19 protein-coding genes are annotated in these 17,650 nt (G+C 40.1%); 10 read left to right on the top strand and 9 right to left on the bottom strand.

The genetic code is table 11. The annotated features are described in order from the left end of the window. Positions 1–63: 63 nt before the first annotated feature. A complete protein-coding gene (locus HC728_RS03440; RefSeq protein ID WP_065597684.1) occupies positions 64–951 on the top strand; it encodes a DMT family transporter in 888 nt (295 codons plus the stop codon). Positions 952–987: 36 nt separating this feature from the next. On the opposite strand, the gene epmA is transcribed toward HC728_RS03440, so the two are convergent. Continuing rightward, positions 988–1,962 (bottom strand): elongation factor P--(R)-beta-lysine ligase, encoded by a 975-nt coding sequence (epmA, locus tag HC728_RS03435; RefSeq protein WP_005421180.1) that lies wholly within the window; start codon positions 1,960–1,962, stop codon positions 988–990. Between the two features lie 407 nt (positions 1,963–2,369). On the opposite strand from epmA, the gene frdA reads away from it, so the two are divergent. Genes frdA through frdD form a run of 4 tightly spaced genes read left to right on the top strand, consistent with a single transcriptional unit; the run spans position 2,370 to position 5,678 of the window. Then, positions 2,370–4,175, top strand: a complete 1,806-nt coding sequence (gene frdA, locus HC728_RS03430) for a fumarate reductase (quinol) flavoprotein subunit (protein ID WP_005421181.1) — start codon at positions 2,370–2,372, stop codon at positions 4,173–4,175. Then, positions 4,175–4,918, top strand: coding sequence for a succinate dehydrogenase/fumarate reductase iron-sulfur subunit (locus HC728_RS03425; protein ID WP_005421182.1), 744 nt, complete (start codon positions 4,175–4,177; stop codon positions 4,916–4,918). The genes frdA and HC728_RS03425 overlap by 1 nt, the downstream gene beginning before the upstream one ends. Positions 4,919–4,920: 2 nt before the next feature. After that, complete coding sequence (frdC, locus tag HC728_RS03420; protein WP_005421183.1) at positions 4,921–5,304, top strand: fumarate reductase subunit FrdC; 384 nt, start codon at positions 4,921–4,923, stop codon at positions 5,302–5,304. Positions 5,305–5,315: 11 nt separating this feature from the next. After that, positions 5,316–5,678, top strand: coding sequence for a fumarate reductase subunit FrdD (gene frdD / locus HC728_RS03415; protein WP_005421184.1), 363 nt, complete (start codon positions 5,316–5,318; stop codon positions 5,676–5,678). Between the two features lie 129 nt (positions 5,679–5,807). On the opposite strand, the gene efp is transcribed toward frdD, so the two are convergent. After that, complete coding sequence (gene efp, locus HC728_RS03410) at positions 5,808–6,374, bottom strand: elongation factor P (protein WP_005421186.1); 567 nt, start codon at positions 6,372–6,374, stop codon at positions 5,808–5,810. 32 nt (positions 6,375–6,406) lie between these two features. On the opposite strand from efp, the gene epmB reads away from it, so the two are divergent. Then, on the top strand, positions 6,407–7,429 hold the full coding sequence (gene epmB / locus HC728_RS03405; protein WP_065639859.1) for an EF-P beta-lysylation protein EpmB: 1,023 nt from the start codon (positions 6,407–6,409) through the stop codon (positions 7,427–7,429). Between the two features lie 63 nt (positions 7,430–7,492). On the opposite strand, the gene pfkA is transcribed toward epmB, so the two are convergent. The 3 genes from pfkA to HC728_RS03390 form a co-directional block, all read right to left on the bottom strand. Next, positions 7,493–8,455 (bottom strand): 6-phosphofructokinase, encoded by a 963-nt coding sequence (gene pfkA, locus HC728_RS03400; protein ID WP_005421189.1) that lies wholly within the window; start codon positions 8,453–8,455, stop codon positions 7,493–7,495. 219 nt (positions 8,456–8,674) lie between these two features. Then, positions 8,675–9,580, bottom strand: coding sequence for a CDF family cation-efflux transporter FieF (gene fieF, locus HC728_RS03395; protein ID WP_005421191.1), 906 nt, complete (start codon positions 9,578–9,580; stop codon positions 8,675–8,677). Between the two features lie 158 nt (positions 9,581–9,738). After that, positions 9,739–10,230, bottom strand: a complete 492-nt coding sequence (locus tag HC728_RS03390) for a CpxP family protein (protein WP_005421193.1) — start codon at positions 10,228–10,230, stop codon at positions 9,739–9,741. Between the two features lie 205 nt (positions 10,231–10,435). On the opposite strand from HC728_RS03390, the gene HC728_RS03385 reads away from it, so the two are divergent. The 3 genes from HC728_RS03385 to HC728_RS03375 all read left to right on the top strand — a co-directional run bounded on the left by HC728_RS03385 (position 10,436) and on the right by HC728_RS03375 (position 13,111). Next, positions 10,436–11,119 carry a response regulator gene (locus HC728_RS03385; RefSeq protein WP_005421194.1) on the top strand — a complete coding sequence of 228 codons (684 nt, stop codon included), beginning with the start codon at positions 10,436–10,438 and terminating at the stop codon, positions 11,117–11,119. A gap of 3 nt (positions 11,120–11,122) precedes the next feature. Then, positions 11,123–12,511, top strand: a complete 1,389-nt coding sequence (gene cpxA / locus HC728_RS03380; RefSeq protein WP_017020206.1) for an envelope stress sensor histidine kinase CpxA — start codon at positions 11,123–11,125, stop codon at positions 12,509–12,511. Positions 12,512–12,631: 120 nt separating this feature from the next. Further along, the gene (locus tag HC728_RS03375) at positions 12,632–13,111 is read left to right on the top strand and encodes a tRNA (cytidine(34)-2'-O)-methyltransferase (protein WP_012533190.1); all 480 of its coding nucleotides are present in this window, start codon (positions 12,632–12,634) and stop codon (positions 13,109–13,111) included. 78 nt (positions 13,112–13,189) lie between these two features. On the opposite strand, the gene cysE is transcribed toward HC728_RS03375, so the two are convergent. From cysE to HC728_RS03355, 4 genes are all read right to left on the bottom strand, one after another. Beyond that, on the bottom strand, positions 13,190–14,011 hold the full coding sequence (gene cysE, locus HC728_RS03370; protein WP_005421201.1) for a serine O-acetyltransferase: 822 nt from the start codon (positions 14,009–14,011) through the stop codon (positions 13,190–13,192). Between the two features lie 18 nt (positions 14,012–14,029). Next, a complete protein-coding gene (gene gpsA, locus HC728_RS03365) occupies positions 14,030–15,061 on the bottom strand; it encodes an NAD(P)H-dependent glycerol-3-phosphate dehydrogenase (RefSeq protein WP_080952025.1) in 1,032 nt (343 codons plus the stop codon). 150 nt (positions 15,062–15,211) lie between these two features. Then, on the bottom strand, positions 15,212–15,682 hold the full coding sequence (gene secB / locus HC728_RS03360; RefSeq protein WP_005421204.1) for a protein-export chaperone SecB: 471 nt from the start codon (positions 15,680–15,682) through the stop codon (positions 15,212–15,214). Positions 15,683–15,812: 130 nt separating this feature from the next. Beyond that, on the bottom strand, positions 15,813–16,250 hold the full coding sequence (locus HC728_RS03355; RefSeq protein WP_026029413.1) for a rhodanese-like domain-containing protein: 438 nt from the start codon (positions 16,248–16,250) through the stop codon (positions 15,813–15,815). A 222-nt stretch (positions 16,251–16,472) separates the two neighbouring features. Between HC728_RS03355 and HC728_RS03350 the strand changes: the two genes are divergently transcribed. Then, entirely contained in the window at positions 16,473–17,618 is a 1,146-nt protein-coding gene (locus tag HC728_RS03350) for a murein hydrolase activator EnvC (RefSeq protein WP_026029412.1), read from the top strand. Positions 17,619–17,650 lie beyond the last annotated feature (32 nt).

Genomic DNA, 17,650 nt, shown 5'->3' with positions numbered 1-17,650 from the left:
CAATATGTTCGCTATTTTTTTATCTTTAGATAGTCAGAATCAATTAACTCAATGGAATGAATGATGGGATATGAATGGTTAGCGTTGGCTGCTGCTTGTTTATGGGCGCTATCAAGTATGATTTCTGTAACCCCTGCAAGGCACCTTGGTGCATTCGCTTATAGTCGTTGGCGTATGGGGTGCGTAACTATCATGCTCTCTAGTCTTGCTTGGTTTACTGGTGGTTGGCTCTCTATTGAATCTTCTCAGTTATATCCAATGATCCTCTCAGGACTCATTGGTATTTTTATTGGCGATACGGCTCTATTTGCGTGTTTTAATCGCATGGGACCACGCCAAGCCGGTTTACTCTTTTCTTGTCATGCTCTATTTTCTGCCATTCTTGGTTACTGGTTATTTAATGAAACCCTACAAGGTTGGGAGCTCGTCGGTGCCATCTCTGTTTTTTCTGGTGTTTCTATTGCTATTTTCTTTGGTAAAAAAACAGATAATCAAGGAACGTGGGATGAAGTAAGAGGTAATATCTGGATAGCAATCTTCTTAGGGTTGCTTGCTGCTTTTTGCCAAGCACTTGGTGGTGTTATCGCAAAACCTGTAATGCTTACCAATGCAGACCCAATTGCAGCCTCAGCAATACGAATGGCTTCAGCTTTTGCAGCTCACAGCTTATTAAGATTAATGAACGTTCCAATATCTCGCCCTATTACGCCAATTAATTTTCGCATTCTTGGAATTGTGGCGTTAAATGGTTTTCTAGCAATGACTGTGGGTATGACACTCATTTTATATGCATTGCAAAAAGGAAACGTAGGGATGGTTGCTCTACTCTCTTCTACAACCCCTATTATGATCTTGCCTTTATTATGGTTATATACAAAAAAAGCACCGAACCGCTTTGCATGGCTTGGTGCTTTTTTAGCTGTAATGGGTACGGGATTAATCGTCAGTTAATCTTACCATTAGATTCATAACCTTTAATCTGGGAAGTTATGCCCTATCAAAAGGAAATGCTGTAACTTGATCAATGTGCTTCTCACCCATCGCAAGCATGATTAAACGATCAATACCTAAAGCAACACCAGAACAATTAGGCAAACCCGCTTCTAGCGCAGCGATCAAATGATAATCAATGGGTTGTTCAATTAGCCCCATTGATTTACGTTTTGCATTATCTTCTTCAAAACGCATGAGCTGCTCTTTTGCATTATCCAACTCATGAAAGCCATTCGCTAACTCAATTCCCTTAAAGTACACCTCAAATCGTTCAGCTACTCGTGGATCGCTTGGATTAATTTTAGCTAACGCCGCTTGAGAAGCAGGAAAGTCATAAACAAAAGCAGGCACATCTTGCCCAATTTTTACTTCAACTCCCATACTAAATAAAAGCTGCAATAAAGTGTCACGATCTTCTTCAATATCTGCAATATCAGATAAACCTAATGGCGCAGCAACCGCTCTTAATTCATCCATACTCGCTTCTAAAGGGCAAACACCAAGTACTTGAATAAAAGCTTCTTGATAAGTCATACGTTCAGCATTGTCACATTTCAACACTAACGTTAATAACTCATTCATTTCATCCATTAGGTCATGATGATCAAAACCTAAACGATACCACTCTAACATAGTGAATTCAGGGTTATGGTAACGGCCAGCTTCTTCATTTCGAAACGCTTTATTTATTTGGTAAATACACCCGCTTCCAGCGGCTAATAAGCGCTTCATATGAAACTCTGGACTAGTCATGAAATAAAGATGAGTGCCATCTGCATATCCCGGTCCAATAAAGTCTGTTTGGAAAGTATGTAAATGCACATCCGTTACTGTCGCATGACTCATTGCCGGCGTATCCACTTCCATTACTTTTCGCTTAAAAAAGAATGAACGAATCGCCGCTAAAATATCAGCACGCTGCTGTAATTGCTCAATTGATGCACTAGGCATCCAGTTTTGACTAGTCATAATCTTACACATTAGAAAAACTTATCCGAAATAATACCTTATCTCACAATTTTACGTTACCTATTTTTTAACTTTACAAATACCCTTAAGCATCAAAGGGATACCGAACCAATAAGAATCATTATCACTTATAAAGCAACAACTTAACTACAATTTGCCGCCAAAATTAACAGCTTTAACTAGTTGACGGAGATCACACTATAAGCAACAAACTGCCCCATTAGTGGTACTTGCTCTACAAAACTTTATCCATATCAATTTTTATTACAAAAGCTCACATAGAATAGAGAACAGAATTTTTAAGTTATTATTTGCTCTTTTTTGTCATATGAGCAGGTTGGATTCTCATAATTAGTCACAATTGAGTGATTAGTTTAATTTTTTATCTTTTATCCCGGAGGATAACTGTGAAGACTATAACCACAGATATCGCAGTAATCGGCGCGGGCGGTGCAGGTTTACGTACTGCCATTGCAGCTGCAGAAGCTAACCCAGAGCTGGAGATTGCTCTGATTTCAAAAGTATACCCAATGCGTTCACATACAGTGGCTGCAGAAGGTGGTTCCGCTGCCGTGACCAAGGAAGAAGATACACTAGACAATCACTTCAACGATACTGTTGGTGGTGGTGATTGGCTGTGTGAACAGGATGTTGTTGAGTACTTTGTAGAAAATGCATACCGTGAAATGACCCAATTAGAACAATGGGGTTGTCCATGGAGCCGTAAAGAAAATGGTGAAGTTAACGTTCGCCGTTTTGGTGGTATGAAAGTTGAACGTACATGGTTTGCTGCGGATAAAACCGGCTTCCACATGCTTCACACTCTATTCCAAACATCAATGAAATACCCTCAAATCAACCGTTTTGATGAGTACTTCGTTGTTGACCTTCTTGTGGAAGAAGGCCAAGTTCAAGGTCTGATTGCTATTCATATGGCAGAAGGCGAACTTATCTGTATTAAAGCAAAATCTGTTGTTCTTGCAACGGGTGGCGCAGGTCGTGTTTACCACTGTAACACCAATGGCGGTATCGTTACTGGTGATGGTATGGCTATGGCGTTCCGTCACGGTGTTCCACTACGTGATATGGAATTCGTACAATACCACCCAACAGGCTTACCAGGTACTGGTATCCTGATGACTGAAGGTTGTCGTGGTGAAGGCGGTATCATCGTAAACAAAAATGGTTACCGTTACCTACAAGATTACGGCATGGGTCCTGAGACTCCTGTTGGCGAGCCAAAGAACAAATACATGGAACTTGGTCCTCGTGACAAAGTATCTCAAGCGTTCTGGCATGAGCAGCAAAAAGGCAACACAATTAAACATCCTCTAGGTGATGTTGTGCATCTAGATCTTCGTCACCTTGGTGAAGAATATCTACATGAGCGTCTACCATTTATCTGTGAATTAGCAAAAGCATACGTAAACGTTGATCCAGCTAAAGAACCAATCCCAATCCGTCCAACGGTTCACTATACTATGGGTGGTATCGAAACGGATAAGAACAATGAAACAAGCATCAAAGGTCTATTTGCTGTTGGTGAATGTTCTTCTGTTGGTCTTCATGGTGCAAACCGTCTAGGTTCAAACTCTCTAGCTGAGCTAGTTGTGTTTGGTCGCCTTGCTGGTGAAAAAGCCGCTGAACGTGCAGCTGAATTCACATCTTGGAATGATGAATCAATCCAGAAACAAATTACTGAAGTTCAAGCTCGCATTGATGCGCTAATGGCGCAAGAAGGTGACGAAAACTGGGCAACTATCCGTACTGAAATGGGTCACTCTATGGAAGCGGGTTGTGGTATCTATCGTAAAGAGCATGAAATGCAAGATACGATTGATAAACTGGCTGAACTAAAAGAGCGTTACAAGAAAATCAGCATCAAAGATAAAGGTAAAGTGTTCAACACTGACCTTCTATACGCTATCGAAGTTGGTTACGGTCTTGAAGTTGCAGAAGCAATGGCTCACTCAGCGATTCTACGTAAAGAATCTCGTGGTGCACACCAACGTCTAGATGAAGGTTGTACAGAGCGTGATGATGAGAACTTCCTAAAACACTCATTAGCGTTCTACAACAAAGATGCAGCGCCTACTATCAAGTACAGCGATGTAACGATCACTAAATCACAACCAAAAGCTCGCCTATATGGTGAAGCAGCTGAAAAAGCAGCAGCAGAAGAAGCGGCGAAGAACGCAGAGGAGCACGCATAATGACGGGTGGCAATCGAATCCAAAAAGTAAGCATCCTGCGTTACGACCCAATGAAAGATGAGAAGCCTTATCTTCAAACGTTTGATGTTCCTTGTGATGAAACAACGTCTGTATTAGACGCTATTGGTTACATCAAAGATAACCTAGATAAAGACCTATCTTACCGTTGGTCTTGTCGTATGGCGATCTGTGGTTCTTGTGGCATGATGGTAAACAATGTTCCAAAACTGGCTTGTAAAGCGTTCTTACGTGATTACCCAGATGGTTTAACATTAGAACCATTAGCTAACTTCCCAATTGAAAAAGATTTAATTGTTGATATGACGCCATTCATTGAGCGTTTAGAAGCAATCAAACCTTACATTTTAGGAAATGATCGTACACCAGAACAAGGTCCAAACACTCAGACTCCTGAGCAAATGGCGAAATACAAACAATTCGCTGGTTGTATCAACTGTGGTCTATGTTATGCAGCGTGTCCTCAATTTGGTCTAAACCCTGAGTTCATCGGTCCTGCAGCACTAACACTTGCACACCGTTACAATCTTGATAGCCGTGATAACGGTTCTGCTGAGCGTATGAAGCTAATCAATGGTGACAACGGCGCATGGGGCTGTACATTTGTTGGTTACTGTTCTGAAGTGTGTCCAAAACACGTTGACCCAGCAGCAGCTGTAAACCAAGGAAAGATCGCATCGTCTCAAGACTTTGTTATCGCAATGCTTAAACCTCAGGAGGCATAAGGATGAGCAATCGTAAACCTTACGTTCGCGAAATGACACGTACTTGGTGGAAAGATCACCCTTTCTACCGCTTCTACATGGTTCGTGAAGCAACGGTTCTACCACTAATTTTCTTTACTATCTGTCTGCTTGTTGGTCTAGGTAGCTTAGTTAAGGGTCCACTAGCTTGGGCTTCTTGGTTAGATTTCATGGCAAACCCTATTGTGGTTGCTCTGAACATTGTTGCTTTAGCTGGTAGCTTATTCCATGCTCAAACATTCTTTAGCATGATGCCGCAAGTAATGCCGATTCGTCTTGGTGGTAAAACACTGGATAAGAAAGTGGTTGTTCTTGCACAATGGGCAGCAGTTGCTGCAATCACATTACTTGTACTGGTTATCGTTTAAGGAGAATTATTGTGGTAAATCGTAATCCAAAGCGTTCTGACGAACCAGTATGGTGGGGCTTATTTGGTGCTGGCGGCACTTGGTTTGCAATGCTAACACCAGTAACTATCTTAGTTCTTGGTATCTTAGTTCCACTAGGTGTGATCGGTCCTGAGTCAATGAACTACCTACGTGTTGCTGGTTTTGTTACTAGCATCATTGGTGCATTATTTGTTATCGGTTCTATCTCTATGCCAATGTGGCATGCGATGCACCGTCTGCACCACGGTATGCATGACCTAAAATTCCACACAGGTACTGCGGGTAAAATCGCATGTTACGCAGCGGCTGCTCTAGCAACTGTATTATCTGTTGTGTTTATCTTCATGATCTAATCATCATCTAGATACTGAAAAAGGTTGGCTTTATGCCAACCTTTTTTGTATCTGCTATTTATAAATAAGCAATAAAAAAGGCCACCGAAGTGACCTTTTATATAAAGTTATTCTCGATATAAATCGAAATTACTTCACACGACCAACATATTCACCAGTACGTGTATCAACTTTAACTACTTCACCAATAGCGATGAATAGTGGAACACGAACTACTGCACCAGTAGATAATGTTGCTGGTTTACCGCCAGTACCTTGAGTATCGCCTTTTAGACCTGGGTCTGTTTCAGTTACTTCAAGTTCAACAAAGTTTGGTGGTGTCACTGTAATTGGATTATCATTCCAAAGAGTCAGTGTACAAGTATCGTTTTCTACTAGCCATTTAGCAGCATCACCAACAGCTTTAACATCAGCTGCGATTTGCTCAAAGCTTACGCTATTCATGAAGTGATAGAATTCACCATCGCTGTATAGGTAGTCAAGATCAACATCTACTACATCAGCTAGCTCAAAACTTTCACCTGATTTAAATGTTTTTTCTAGTGTTTTACCAGAAAGCAATCGACGAAGTTTTACACGGTTGAATGCTTGACCTTTACCTGGCTTAACATATTCGTTTTCGATAATTGAGCATGGCTCATTATCTAACATAAATTTCAAACCGCCTTTGAATTCATTGGTACTTACTGACGCCATGATTTCCTCTTAACATCGTTGAGTTATAAATAATGTCACACATAATAACCCGAAATGACGCTCCTGTTGAGCAAAACTGGCTCAAAGAACTAGCGAATGCGATCTCTAACCCTCATCAACTACTTTCAACACTAGGTATTGATAGCGCTCCGTGGGAAAAAGGATTGGAAGCGAAAAAGTTATTTGCGTTACGTGTGCCGACAAGTTTTGTCGATAGAATGGAATTTGGCAACCCTTTTGATCCTTTATTACGCCAAGTATTGCCTTTAGATCAAGAATTCGAGGTACATGAGGGATATTCGAACGATCCTTTAGAAGAACAAGACAACGATCAACCAGGATTATTGCATAAATACAAAAACCGAGTTCTACTGATTGTAAAAGGAGGTTGTGCTGTTAATTGTCGTTATTGCTTCCGTCGTCACTTTCCATATCAAGACAATAAAGGCAGCAAAACCGTTTGGCAAGAATCCATTGATTACATCGCCAACCACCCAGAAATAAATGAAGTTATTTTCTCTGGCGGTGACCCATTAATGGCAAAAGATCATGAGCTTCAATGGTTAATTGAACATATTGAAGCGATTCCGCACATCAAGCGCCTTCGCATCCACTCTCGTTTGCCAGTAGTAATACCAAACCGTATTACTGATACACTGTGTCAGCTATTTAAAAAAACACGCTTACAAATTATTCTAGTGACTCATATCAACCATGCTAATGAAATTAATCAAGCCCTTATTAGTAGTATGCAAAAGCTGAAACTTGCTCATGTCACTCTATTAAATCAAAGCGTGTTATTAAAAGGCGTTAATGATAATGCAGATACATTAACTCAATTAAGTGAAGCATTATTTGATGCGGGTATTTTGCCTTATTACCTTCATGTATTAGATAAAGTCCAAGGGGCCGCTCATTTCTTTGTTTCTGACGAAAAAGCCAAACAATTAATGGGTGAGTTGATAGAAAATGTATCTGGTTATCTTGTTCCTACATTAGCTAGAGAGATTGGTGGTAGAAAAAGCAAAACTCCTCTCGACTTATATTTGGAATAATTACAGGCATAAAAAAACCGAAGCACTCGCTTCGGTTTTTTGTATCTAGAATTCAATTCTAAATTAGAATAACTCTTCAGCTACTTTGTATAGCTCAAGTTTTTCTGGACGACGCATGTTTTCAATTGCATCGATGATATCGTGGTGAACAAGTTGCTCATTTTGAATACCAACACAACGGCCACCGTGACCATCAATCAGCAATTTAACACCGTAGTTACCCATACGAGAAGCTAGGATACGGTCGAATGCACCAGGTTGACCACCACGTTGAATATGACCAAGAACCGTTGCGCGAGTTTCACGACCAGTTTCAGCCTCGATTTCTTTTGCAAGTTGGTTAACATCAGTCATCAGCTCAGTGATCGCGATGATTGCGTGTTTTTTACCTTTCGCAATACCATCTTGGATATTTTGAATCAGAGCTTCTTTGTTTAAACCTGTTTCAGGAGTAATAACGTACTCACAACCACCAGCAATTGCAGACATAAGAGTTAAGTCACCACAGTGACGACCCATAACTTCTACAATAGAAATACGTTGGTGAGAAGAAGACGTGTCACGTAGACGGTCAATTGCATCAATAACAGTGTTTAATGCTGTTAGGTAACCAATTGTGTAGTCAGTACCCGCGATATCATTATCGATTGTGCCAGGAAGACCGATACATGGGTAACCCATTTCAGTTAATTTCTTCGCCCCCATGTAAGAACCGTCACCACCGATAACGATTAGCGCATCAATGTCGTGTTTCTTAAGGTTTTCGATCGCTTTTTCACGAACAGCTACTTCTTTAAACTCAGGAAAACGTGCTGAACCTAAGAATGTACCGCCGCGGTTGATCATATCAGATACGCTGTGACGCTCTAATTTTTCGATACGATCTTCAACAAGACCTAAGTAGCCATCATGAATACCAAATACTTCTAGGCCTTCCGTCAATGCTGTACGAACAACACCACGAACTGCCGCATTCATACCCGGCGCATCGCCACCACTTGTTAAAACACCAATCTTCTTGACCATGGTTACCCTCTAAATATGGTTGGGAATTTCAATTTCAATTTTGAACACAGCAAGCAAACTCCCTAATCTGCTCACCATTAATAATCTGTAATTTTTTTTCTTATGTAAGAGTATTACCAGTTTACTGAAAAAGTTCGTTGATTCACATCAGAATCAATCATGACAATTTTATTTTTCTGTTACCAAAAAACAAAAAACGCTAATAATACTACCAAACACTTAGCTAAACTGTTGTTGCTCTCTGTCTGAGTCTAGCACAACTGATAATGGGTCTTGATGAATTATAATATCAGAATGTGGGAATACAGATAAAAGCTCATCTTCCACCGCATCTGCAATCTTATGCGCTTGAACTAAAGGCATTTGATCCGGCAGCTCTAAATGTAGTTGAATAAATCGAGTTGGGCCAGCTAAACGAGTACGTAAATCATGAATCCCCTTAACTCCTTCAACTCGACAACACGCTTCTCTTATTTGCTCTAACTCTTCTACTGGTAATTGTCTATCAAGTAATAATTGAATCGCTTCATAAGCCATTTTAAAGGCACTTACTAATATATACGCCCCAATCACTAAAGCAAAAATAGCATCGGCTTGATGCCAACCGTACCAGCTCAATGCCAATGCCAACATAATAGCCGCATTCATAAATAAATCCGTTTTATAATGCAGAGAGTCGGCGGCAATCGCTTGGCTTCCCGTTTGTTTAACGACCCACTGCTGAACCATTACAAGACCAAGAGTTAACACAATAGCGAAGCCACTCACATAAACACCTAATTCAGGTGCAATCACATCTTGAGGACGGAAAAAGCGCTCAACGCCATTAAGTAATAAGAAACAGGCAGAACCAGAAATAAACATAGCTTGAGCCAATGCAGCGAGCGATTCAGCCTTACCATGTCCAAATCGATGTTCTTCATCTGGTGGCTGAAGTGCATAGCGAACAACCAATAAATTAGTAATAGATGCGCCCATATCAAGCAATGAATCAACGAGGGAAGCCAGTAAGCTCACCGAACCCGTTACCCACCAAGTTCCTAATTTAAATAACATTAAAACCGTTGCCACTATGGTTGCAAGCCATGCAGCCATCGTTACTAAAGAGGCGTATTTCTGAGTCATGTTTTTTCCATTGCTTAAAAATCAATCCCTAGTATAAAGATTTAATCTCAAAATCGTAATTCCATTTTTTAATATATTTACAACAATATTGGCATAAACAAAAAAACGAGCCCTTACTTTCATAAGGACTCGTTTTATTTTTATTCGACTAAAGCGAATTAATGTGCGCAATCAGCAATATATTTGTCTTGATTTGCTTTAAATTCCACTTTTTGCTCAGGCGTTAAAATGTTCATCATTTCGTGACGTTTTTTCATCATTTCTACACGACGATCGATCTGACGTTGTGACATTTTTTCAGCTAAATCACGTACCGCTTGCTCATCAAAATTATCCGCTAAGATTAAGTCCTGCATAGCTTGGTGATCGGCTTTCATTTCAGCAGTTGGTTGACGATGCTCACCTCTTTTCGCTTTATATTCAGCTTTACGCTCGTCACGCATTTTTTCAAATTTTGCTTTCTGCTCATCGGTTAGATCAAGATCTTTAAATGCTTTTTTATTAGCTTTCATCATGCACTTACCACCGTGCATCCCTTCACCTTTCATTCCCCCCTCATGATGACCACCACCAAAAGCAAACGCCGATGCTGAAGCAAAAGAAAGAGGAAGAACAACTGCGCCTAAAACCATTTTTTTCATCATGTTCATTGTATTATCTCCGTTGAAGAAATCTTATTGTATGGGTACAACAACTCTGCGTTGTTTGGTATGAGGTAAGAATAGCTCAGTCAACGTAAATGAGTGTATTTTGAGCGTAAAGCAACGTAAAGGTTATTTTGAAGGTTGGTATTCCTTCGTTTATTTGGCGATACTATCATTACCAAATGGTTGGTAAGAAAGCGAGTAGATAAGAATGGCAAAGATTTTATTAGTTGATGATGATATTGAACTGACAGCTCTGTTAAAAGATATCTTAAGTTTAGAAGGCTATAACGTAATAGAAGCTAATAATGGTATTGAAGGTTTAGCTGCCATAACCGATGATCTTGACCTTATTTTGCTTGATATCATGATGCCTAAAATGAATGGCATGGATATGCTCCGTAAATTACGCGAGACAAATGAAACGCCCGTTCTTATGCTCACAGCTAAAGGCGAAGAGATTGATCGTGTGATTGGTCTTGAGCTTGGTGCAGATGATTACTTACCAAAGCCATTTAGCGACAGAGAATTACTGGCTCGAATTCGTGCCATCTTACGACGTACTCAAGGCAAAACAAAAGAGAGTAATAGCAGTAGTATCAAATACCAAGATATTGAACTCTTTATTGGTAAACAAGAAGCTTATCGTAATGGTGAAATGATGGAGCTAACAGGAACAGAATTCGGTCTATTATCCCAATTCATCCAAAAACCAGGTGAAATCATATCTAAAGAAGAACTCAGCTTAGAAGTACTAGGTAAACGCCTTGCACCATTTGATCGTGCTATTGATATGCACGTGTCTAATTTACGTAAAAAATTACCGCCATTATCAGAAGGAAAACCTCGAATTAAAACATTACGAGGCCGCGGCTATTTGTTTGTAGAGGAGTAATCGGTGTTTAAGGTAAATACTCGCTTCCCTCTTTTATCCAGCTTATATGGCCGGATCTTTGCCATTTTTTGGTTAACCTTACTATTGGTTCTTATTGGGGTTGTTATTGGCCCCAACTTTGACCCTCGTTCTCGTCACAATATTGCAGCTGAGCATCTAACTAAAATGACTCAAATTGCCGCTTACATTACAGGAAAGTACTCTGAGCGTGACAATTTGAAAAAGACGTTGAAAGAGATCAGTCACCGAGCGCATCGACACGATGAAAATCTTGATCTATTTTTCACCACCCCAACAGGTGAAATTTTAGATAAGCCAAAAGAACTACGAGGAAGAAAAAAAGCCTTACTTAACTTTTTAACGCTATCGGATAACCCTGACCTTCCTCAACAAAAACTTTATGGGAAAACCATGATGGCAGGGCCTTTTGATATCGTTATCGCCCACGAAACCGTGTATATGTATGTGGGACGATATTGGAAAAAGCCACCACCATTTATTCTTAGAATATTAGATAAGCCGGGACAATTACTCTTAGTGACCATGCTCGTTAGTACGCCTTTTTTGCTTTGGCTCGCTTGGGCATTAAGTCAACCGGCAAGACGTTTACAGAAAGCAGCTGAACGAGTTGCTAAAGGTCAATTTGAAAAAGATAAAGATCTTGAAAAAGGCCCTAGAGAATTTAGAAAAACCGGACAAAGCTTTAACCAAATGGTTGGTTCGTTAAATACCATGATCTCAGGTCAACAACGTTTACTTTCTGATATTTCACATGAATTGCGCTCCCCGTTAACTCGTCTAAGAATGGCTACGGCTCTTGCTACTCGTAAACAAGGGGAAAGCGCAGAGTTATCTCGAATAGATATGGAAGCAGATCGCTTAGAACAAATGATATCTGAGTTATTAGAGCTTTCTCGTATTCAAGTAAATAGTCATCAAGAGCGAGAGAGAACCGATGCTTACTCATTATGGTTTGATATTTTAGAAGACGCCAAATTTGAGGCAGAAAATTCAAATAAAGTGCTGACTTACTCTGATTTAAAAGAAACCCCTATTTTTGGGAATCCGAATCTATTAATGAGCGCAGTAGAGAACGTAATACGTAATGCCATTAAATACGGTAACGATGTAGTCACGGTGAACATTAATGACACAGGTAAAATTCTCACTATCATTGTTGATGATAATGGCGAAGGCGTACCTGAAGATGAACTACAAGATATCTTTAAACCTTTCTATCGAGTATCAACCGCTCGTGATCGAAGCAGCGGCGGAACCGGTCTTGGTTTAGCCATTACTGAAAGTGCCATTTATCAACACAATGGGACAATTATTGCGAGCCGAAGTCCATTAGGTGGATTACGAATGACAATAACACTGCCAATAGAATAAGTTCTTCAAACCAATCACACATGGCCTATATCAAACAGAATTAATCTCGATATAAGTCATGTGTTATTTGGGTGAGTTTAGATATACTGCTTTTAATTTCCGTTTATTCAAGAGTTCATTATGTTTGATATTGCGCTATACGAACCTGAAATTGCCCCAAATACGGGCAACATTATCCGATTATCTGCTAACTGTGGTGCAAACCTACATTTGATTGAACCACTGGGTTTTGATTTAGAAGAGAAGAAATTACGTCGCGCAGGTTTAGACTACCACGATTTAGCACACGTAAAACGCCACAAAAACTACGCCGCGTTTCTTGAATATTTAGCCAATGATAGTGATGTAGAACATCGTATTTTTGCTTGTACAACGAAGACAACTGGTCACCACACAACACCAAGCTACCAGAAAGGTGATGTGTTGTTATTTGGTCCTGAAACTCGTGGACTGCCCGCTGATTTAATTGATGGTTTACCAATGGAACAACGTGTTCGCATTCCAATGATGCCAGATAGTCGCAGCTTAAACTTATCTAACTCTGTTGCGATCATTGTATTCGAAGCATGGCGTCAAATGGGATTTGAAGGCGGATTATAATCCCCTATCAATATGAACCCCTAGATACAAAAATAGCCACTCTCTAGTGGCTATTTTTATATACATAATGAGGTTTTATTAAATCCCATCACCAGCAACAAAGGTTTGAGACTTACCATTAAACTGTTGGTCCATATCAAGAGATGGCATTTCAGAGCTCGGACGCCCAACAATTTTTGCAGGAACACCCGCAACCGTCGTATGAGGTGGAACCGCCTGCAATACTACAGAACATGAACCAATCTTAGCACCAACACCAACTTCAATGTTGCCTAAGATCTTCGCACCAGCACCGATCATAACCCCTTCACGGATCTTAGGATGACGATCGCCACACTCTTTACCTGTACCACCAAGTGTCACGTCCTGCAAAATAGAAACGTCGTTTTCAACTACCGCGGTTTCACCAATAACGATACCCGTAGCATGGTCAAACATGATCCCTTTACCGATTGTGGCTGCTGGGTGAACATCCACCTGACAAGCAACTGAAATTTCATTTTGTAGGTACGTTGCTAATGCAACACGACCTTGTTTCCATAACCAATTTGATACACGGTAGCCTTGCAGTGCGTGATAACCTTTTAAATACAATAAAGGCATTGAGTACATAGAAACCGCAGGGTCTCGAGTCACGGTTGCACAAATATCGCATGCCGCAGCATCAGTGATCGTTGGATCAGAAGCAAACGCCTCTTCAACAACCTCACGAACCGCCATAGCTGGCATTGAAGCCGTAGCCAATTTATTCGCTAAAATATAACTTAATGCTGCCGCTAAATTTTCATGTTTAATGATGGTTGCATGATAAAAGCTTGCAAGCATGGGTTCTTGTTCTGATTGCTCACGCGCTTCTCGAACAATACATTCCCATACTTTGTGTTTCTTACATTCATTCATCTTAATACCATCCTTGAATTACGATTCTGATTTTTTGTCTCGCGCTAATAAATCCTGCGCTGCAACTCTTGCATCTTTTCCTTGATACAATACTTGATAAATTTGCTCAACTATAGGCATTTCAACACCCATACGATTTGCAAGCAGCCAGACTTCTTTGGTATTGCGATAACCTTCAACCACTTGGCCAATTTCTTCTTGAGCACTGTCTACATCGCCACCTTGACCTAAAGCCAAACCAAAACGACGGTTACGAGACTGGTTATCAGTACAAGTTAATACTAAGTCACCTAAACCTGCCATGCCCATGAAAGTTTCAGCTTCAGCACCTAAAGCCACACCTAATCGAGTCATTTCAGCTAAACCACGAGTGATTAATGCCGTACGAGCATTAGCACCAAAACCAATACCATCAGACATACCCGCACCAATAGCGATTACGTTTTTCACCGCACCACCTAATTGCATTCCCGTAAAGTCATTATTTGCATAAACACGGAATGTTTTAGAGCAGTGGATTTTTTCTTGTAGGTCTTTAACAAACTCTTGATCAGGAGACGCAACAGCGATCGCCGTTGGCATACCAGAAGCAAGTTCTTTAGCAAAAGTAGGTCCAGAAAGCACAGCCAGTGAATGCGATTCACCTAATGCCTCAACTGCCACTTCTTTTAATAAACGACCTGTTTCAGGCTCAAGCCCTTTTGTCGCCCAACAGATACGTGAATCGTCACGTAAGAATGGTTTTACATTACCAAGAACCAAACCAAACACATGACTTGGAACCACAACAAGTAAATCACGACTCGCTTGAACTGATTTTTCAAGATCAGTCGACATGATTAATGATGGTGGAAAAGCAACACCAGGTAAAAACTCTTCATTTGCGCGATCGGCTTCAAGACGATTCATATGTGCTTCTTCATGGCCCCATAAAATCACTTTTGCGCCATTACGAGCAAGAGAAATAGCCAGAGACGTTCCGTATGAACCAGCACCAAGTACGGTCATTGAAATATCAGAGTAATCAGTTTGTGTTGTCATTGTGACCATCCAAAACAAGTATCAAGAGATACAGTTATATTAAAAGCAAAATGCACTTTCTACCAAAATACAGAAACTATAAAGCGTATAGAAACCATATTAGATAAAAAAGTGCATTTATTCTCTACAAATTAATCAATAGCGCAAGGCTATTCATTATTATGCTTCAGAAGGCGCAGCTGCGTTTTCTTGAGCTTGGCTTTGTAGGTAGTTCATAAACAATGCGTCAAAGTTAACTGGTGCAAGGTTTAGTTGTGGGAAAGTACCTTTAACTACTAGGCTAGAGATAGTTTCACGAGCGTATGGGAACAGAATGTTCGGACAGAATGCACCTAGACAATGAGCTAGTTGAGCTTCTTCCATTTGACCAGCAGTAAAGATACCGCCTTGTTGAACTTCACAAAGGAATGCTGTCTCTTCTTCGTTCTTAACTGTAACAGTTAAACGTAGAACCACTTCATAAACGCCTTCACCTAGTTCACGACTTTGAGTATCAAGATCCAGTTTAACATCTGGATTCCACTCTTTTTGGAACATTGTTGGTGAGTTTGGCGCTTCAAAAGATACGTCTTTTAGGAAAATACGTTGAATTGCGAAGTTTTGTTGTTGCGCTTGTGCTGCTTCAGCCATGGGAAAAGTCCTTTATGTAATATGTAGAATGAATGCAGAATAACGATGTCACCTTACTCTGCATTCGTGATATCTAAAAAATGAGCCAGATATCACATCAAAATGAATCAATTGCTTAGGAAAGCGGCAATTATTTTTTGCCTTTAACTAACGGTAAGTTAGCTTCATTCCAAGAGATTAGGCCATTCTTAAGTAATTTAACTTGCTCAAAACCAGCTTTATGCAAATCATTTGCCGCTGCTTGAGCCGTCTGACCTGTTTTACATACCACAATAATTGGGGTTGTTTTTGAGTTTTCAAGACCAGACAAGTTACCTGCTTTAATGTCACTTGGTAAAATGTGACGTGCATCCGTAATATGACCAGATTTAAACTCATCTTTAGAGCGAATATCTAAAACAATCGCATCTTCACGGTTCATTAGTGTTGTTGCTTGTGCAGGGTCTACTTCTTGGTAACCTGCTGTTTTTTGTTTTACTACGTTTTGAATTAACGCGACAACAATACCAATCCACACAACAGCTAAAATCATGTTGTTGCTTACAAAATCAATGATCGAGGTTTCCATATTCTTTATCTCTGATGTTTTAGATAACTCAATACCACAAATAGGCTCGGTTACCATAGGCTCTAAATTTGAAGCGAAAGTATACCCTAGGGTTTGTTCTGAAACTAGCAAGGATAAAAAAACTCGCGAATACAAAGAAAATGCTGTGATATTGGTTTTACAATTGAGACCAAAGTTAAACTCTGTCTAGTCAGAACCCACTCGATCTGAAATAATGCAGCGATGAACATATCCCTTTTAAACAATTCTTTCTCTTGTCGTCGATTGGCTACGACAGCGTTAGTGTGCCTGGCGTTTTCTTCTCCGATCTTGGCTCACGCAAGTGATGCTGAATTAAAAGGAATGAAACAAGAAATATCTCGCCAGAGCTCTGTACTAAACAAACAGAAAAAAGAACTCTCTAGCCTTCAGAATAGTCTTAAAAAGCATGAAGTTTCGATAGCAAACGCATCGAAAAAAATACGTAATGCTGAACAAGAGTTAACGACATTAAAAAGCTCTATTAGTAGCCTTAAGCAACAGCAATCTGAATTGACACAACAACAGATTGGACAGACTGAAATATTAAAAGACCTGTTAGTAAACTATTACTTAACCAGTCGAAATAATCAGCTATCAAATGTGCTTAGTGGTGACGATGTGACGAAAATGGATCGCATGACTCAATACGCTCAACGCATATCTGAAGCTCGTGTTGGTGCAATTTCTCAATTAGAGTTCACCAATATGCAGCTTGAAGAAAAAGAAGCTGATTTACTTAAAAAGCAACAGCGTCAAAATGAACTTCTTGCTCAATACAAGAAAGAGAAAGTCACACTTCAAACTTCCCAAAATAAACGTAAGAAAACCGTTTCAAGTATCAGAAAACGAATTTCTAACGAAAACAGTTACCTAAGCGAACTTCAACAAAATGAAAAACGCTTAAAAACAGCTATTGCTAAGGCAAAAGCGAAAAATAATGTACCAATGGACGGCATTGGCCGACAAAAAGGTCGTCTACCTTGGCCGATTAGCAATCCAAAAACATTACACAGTTTTGGCACTAAACAAACAGGCCAATTAACTTGGAAAGGTATGGTACTCGCTGGTGATTACGGAACCCCCGTAAAAGCGGTTTATTCTGGTAAAGTTGTTTTTGCTGATTGGCTACGTGGTTATGGCTTAATGGTGTTAATCGATCACGGTAAAGGTGATATGACGCTTTATGGCTACAACCAAAGCCTAATGAAAAAAGAAGGCGATAAAGTTCGAGCGGGAGAAACCATTGCGGTTGTTGGTGACAGTGGCGGTCAAGACAGACCTTCGCTTTACTTTGAGATCCGTCGTAACAGTAAAGCACAAAACCCACGTTCTTGGTTAAGACGCTAATTATGAAATACTAAAAAGCCGCATTATGTTCA

The organism is Aliivibrio sp. S10_S31, from assembly GCF_014694495.1.
Lineage (GTDB): Bacteria > Pseudomonadota > Gammaproteobacteria > Enterobacterales > Vibrionaceae > Aliivibrio > Aliivibrio fischeri.
Note: the sequence above shows the minus strand (reverse complement) of the source record. Positions and strands in the feature narration are given on the sequence as shown.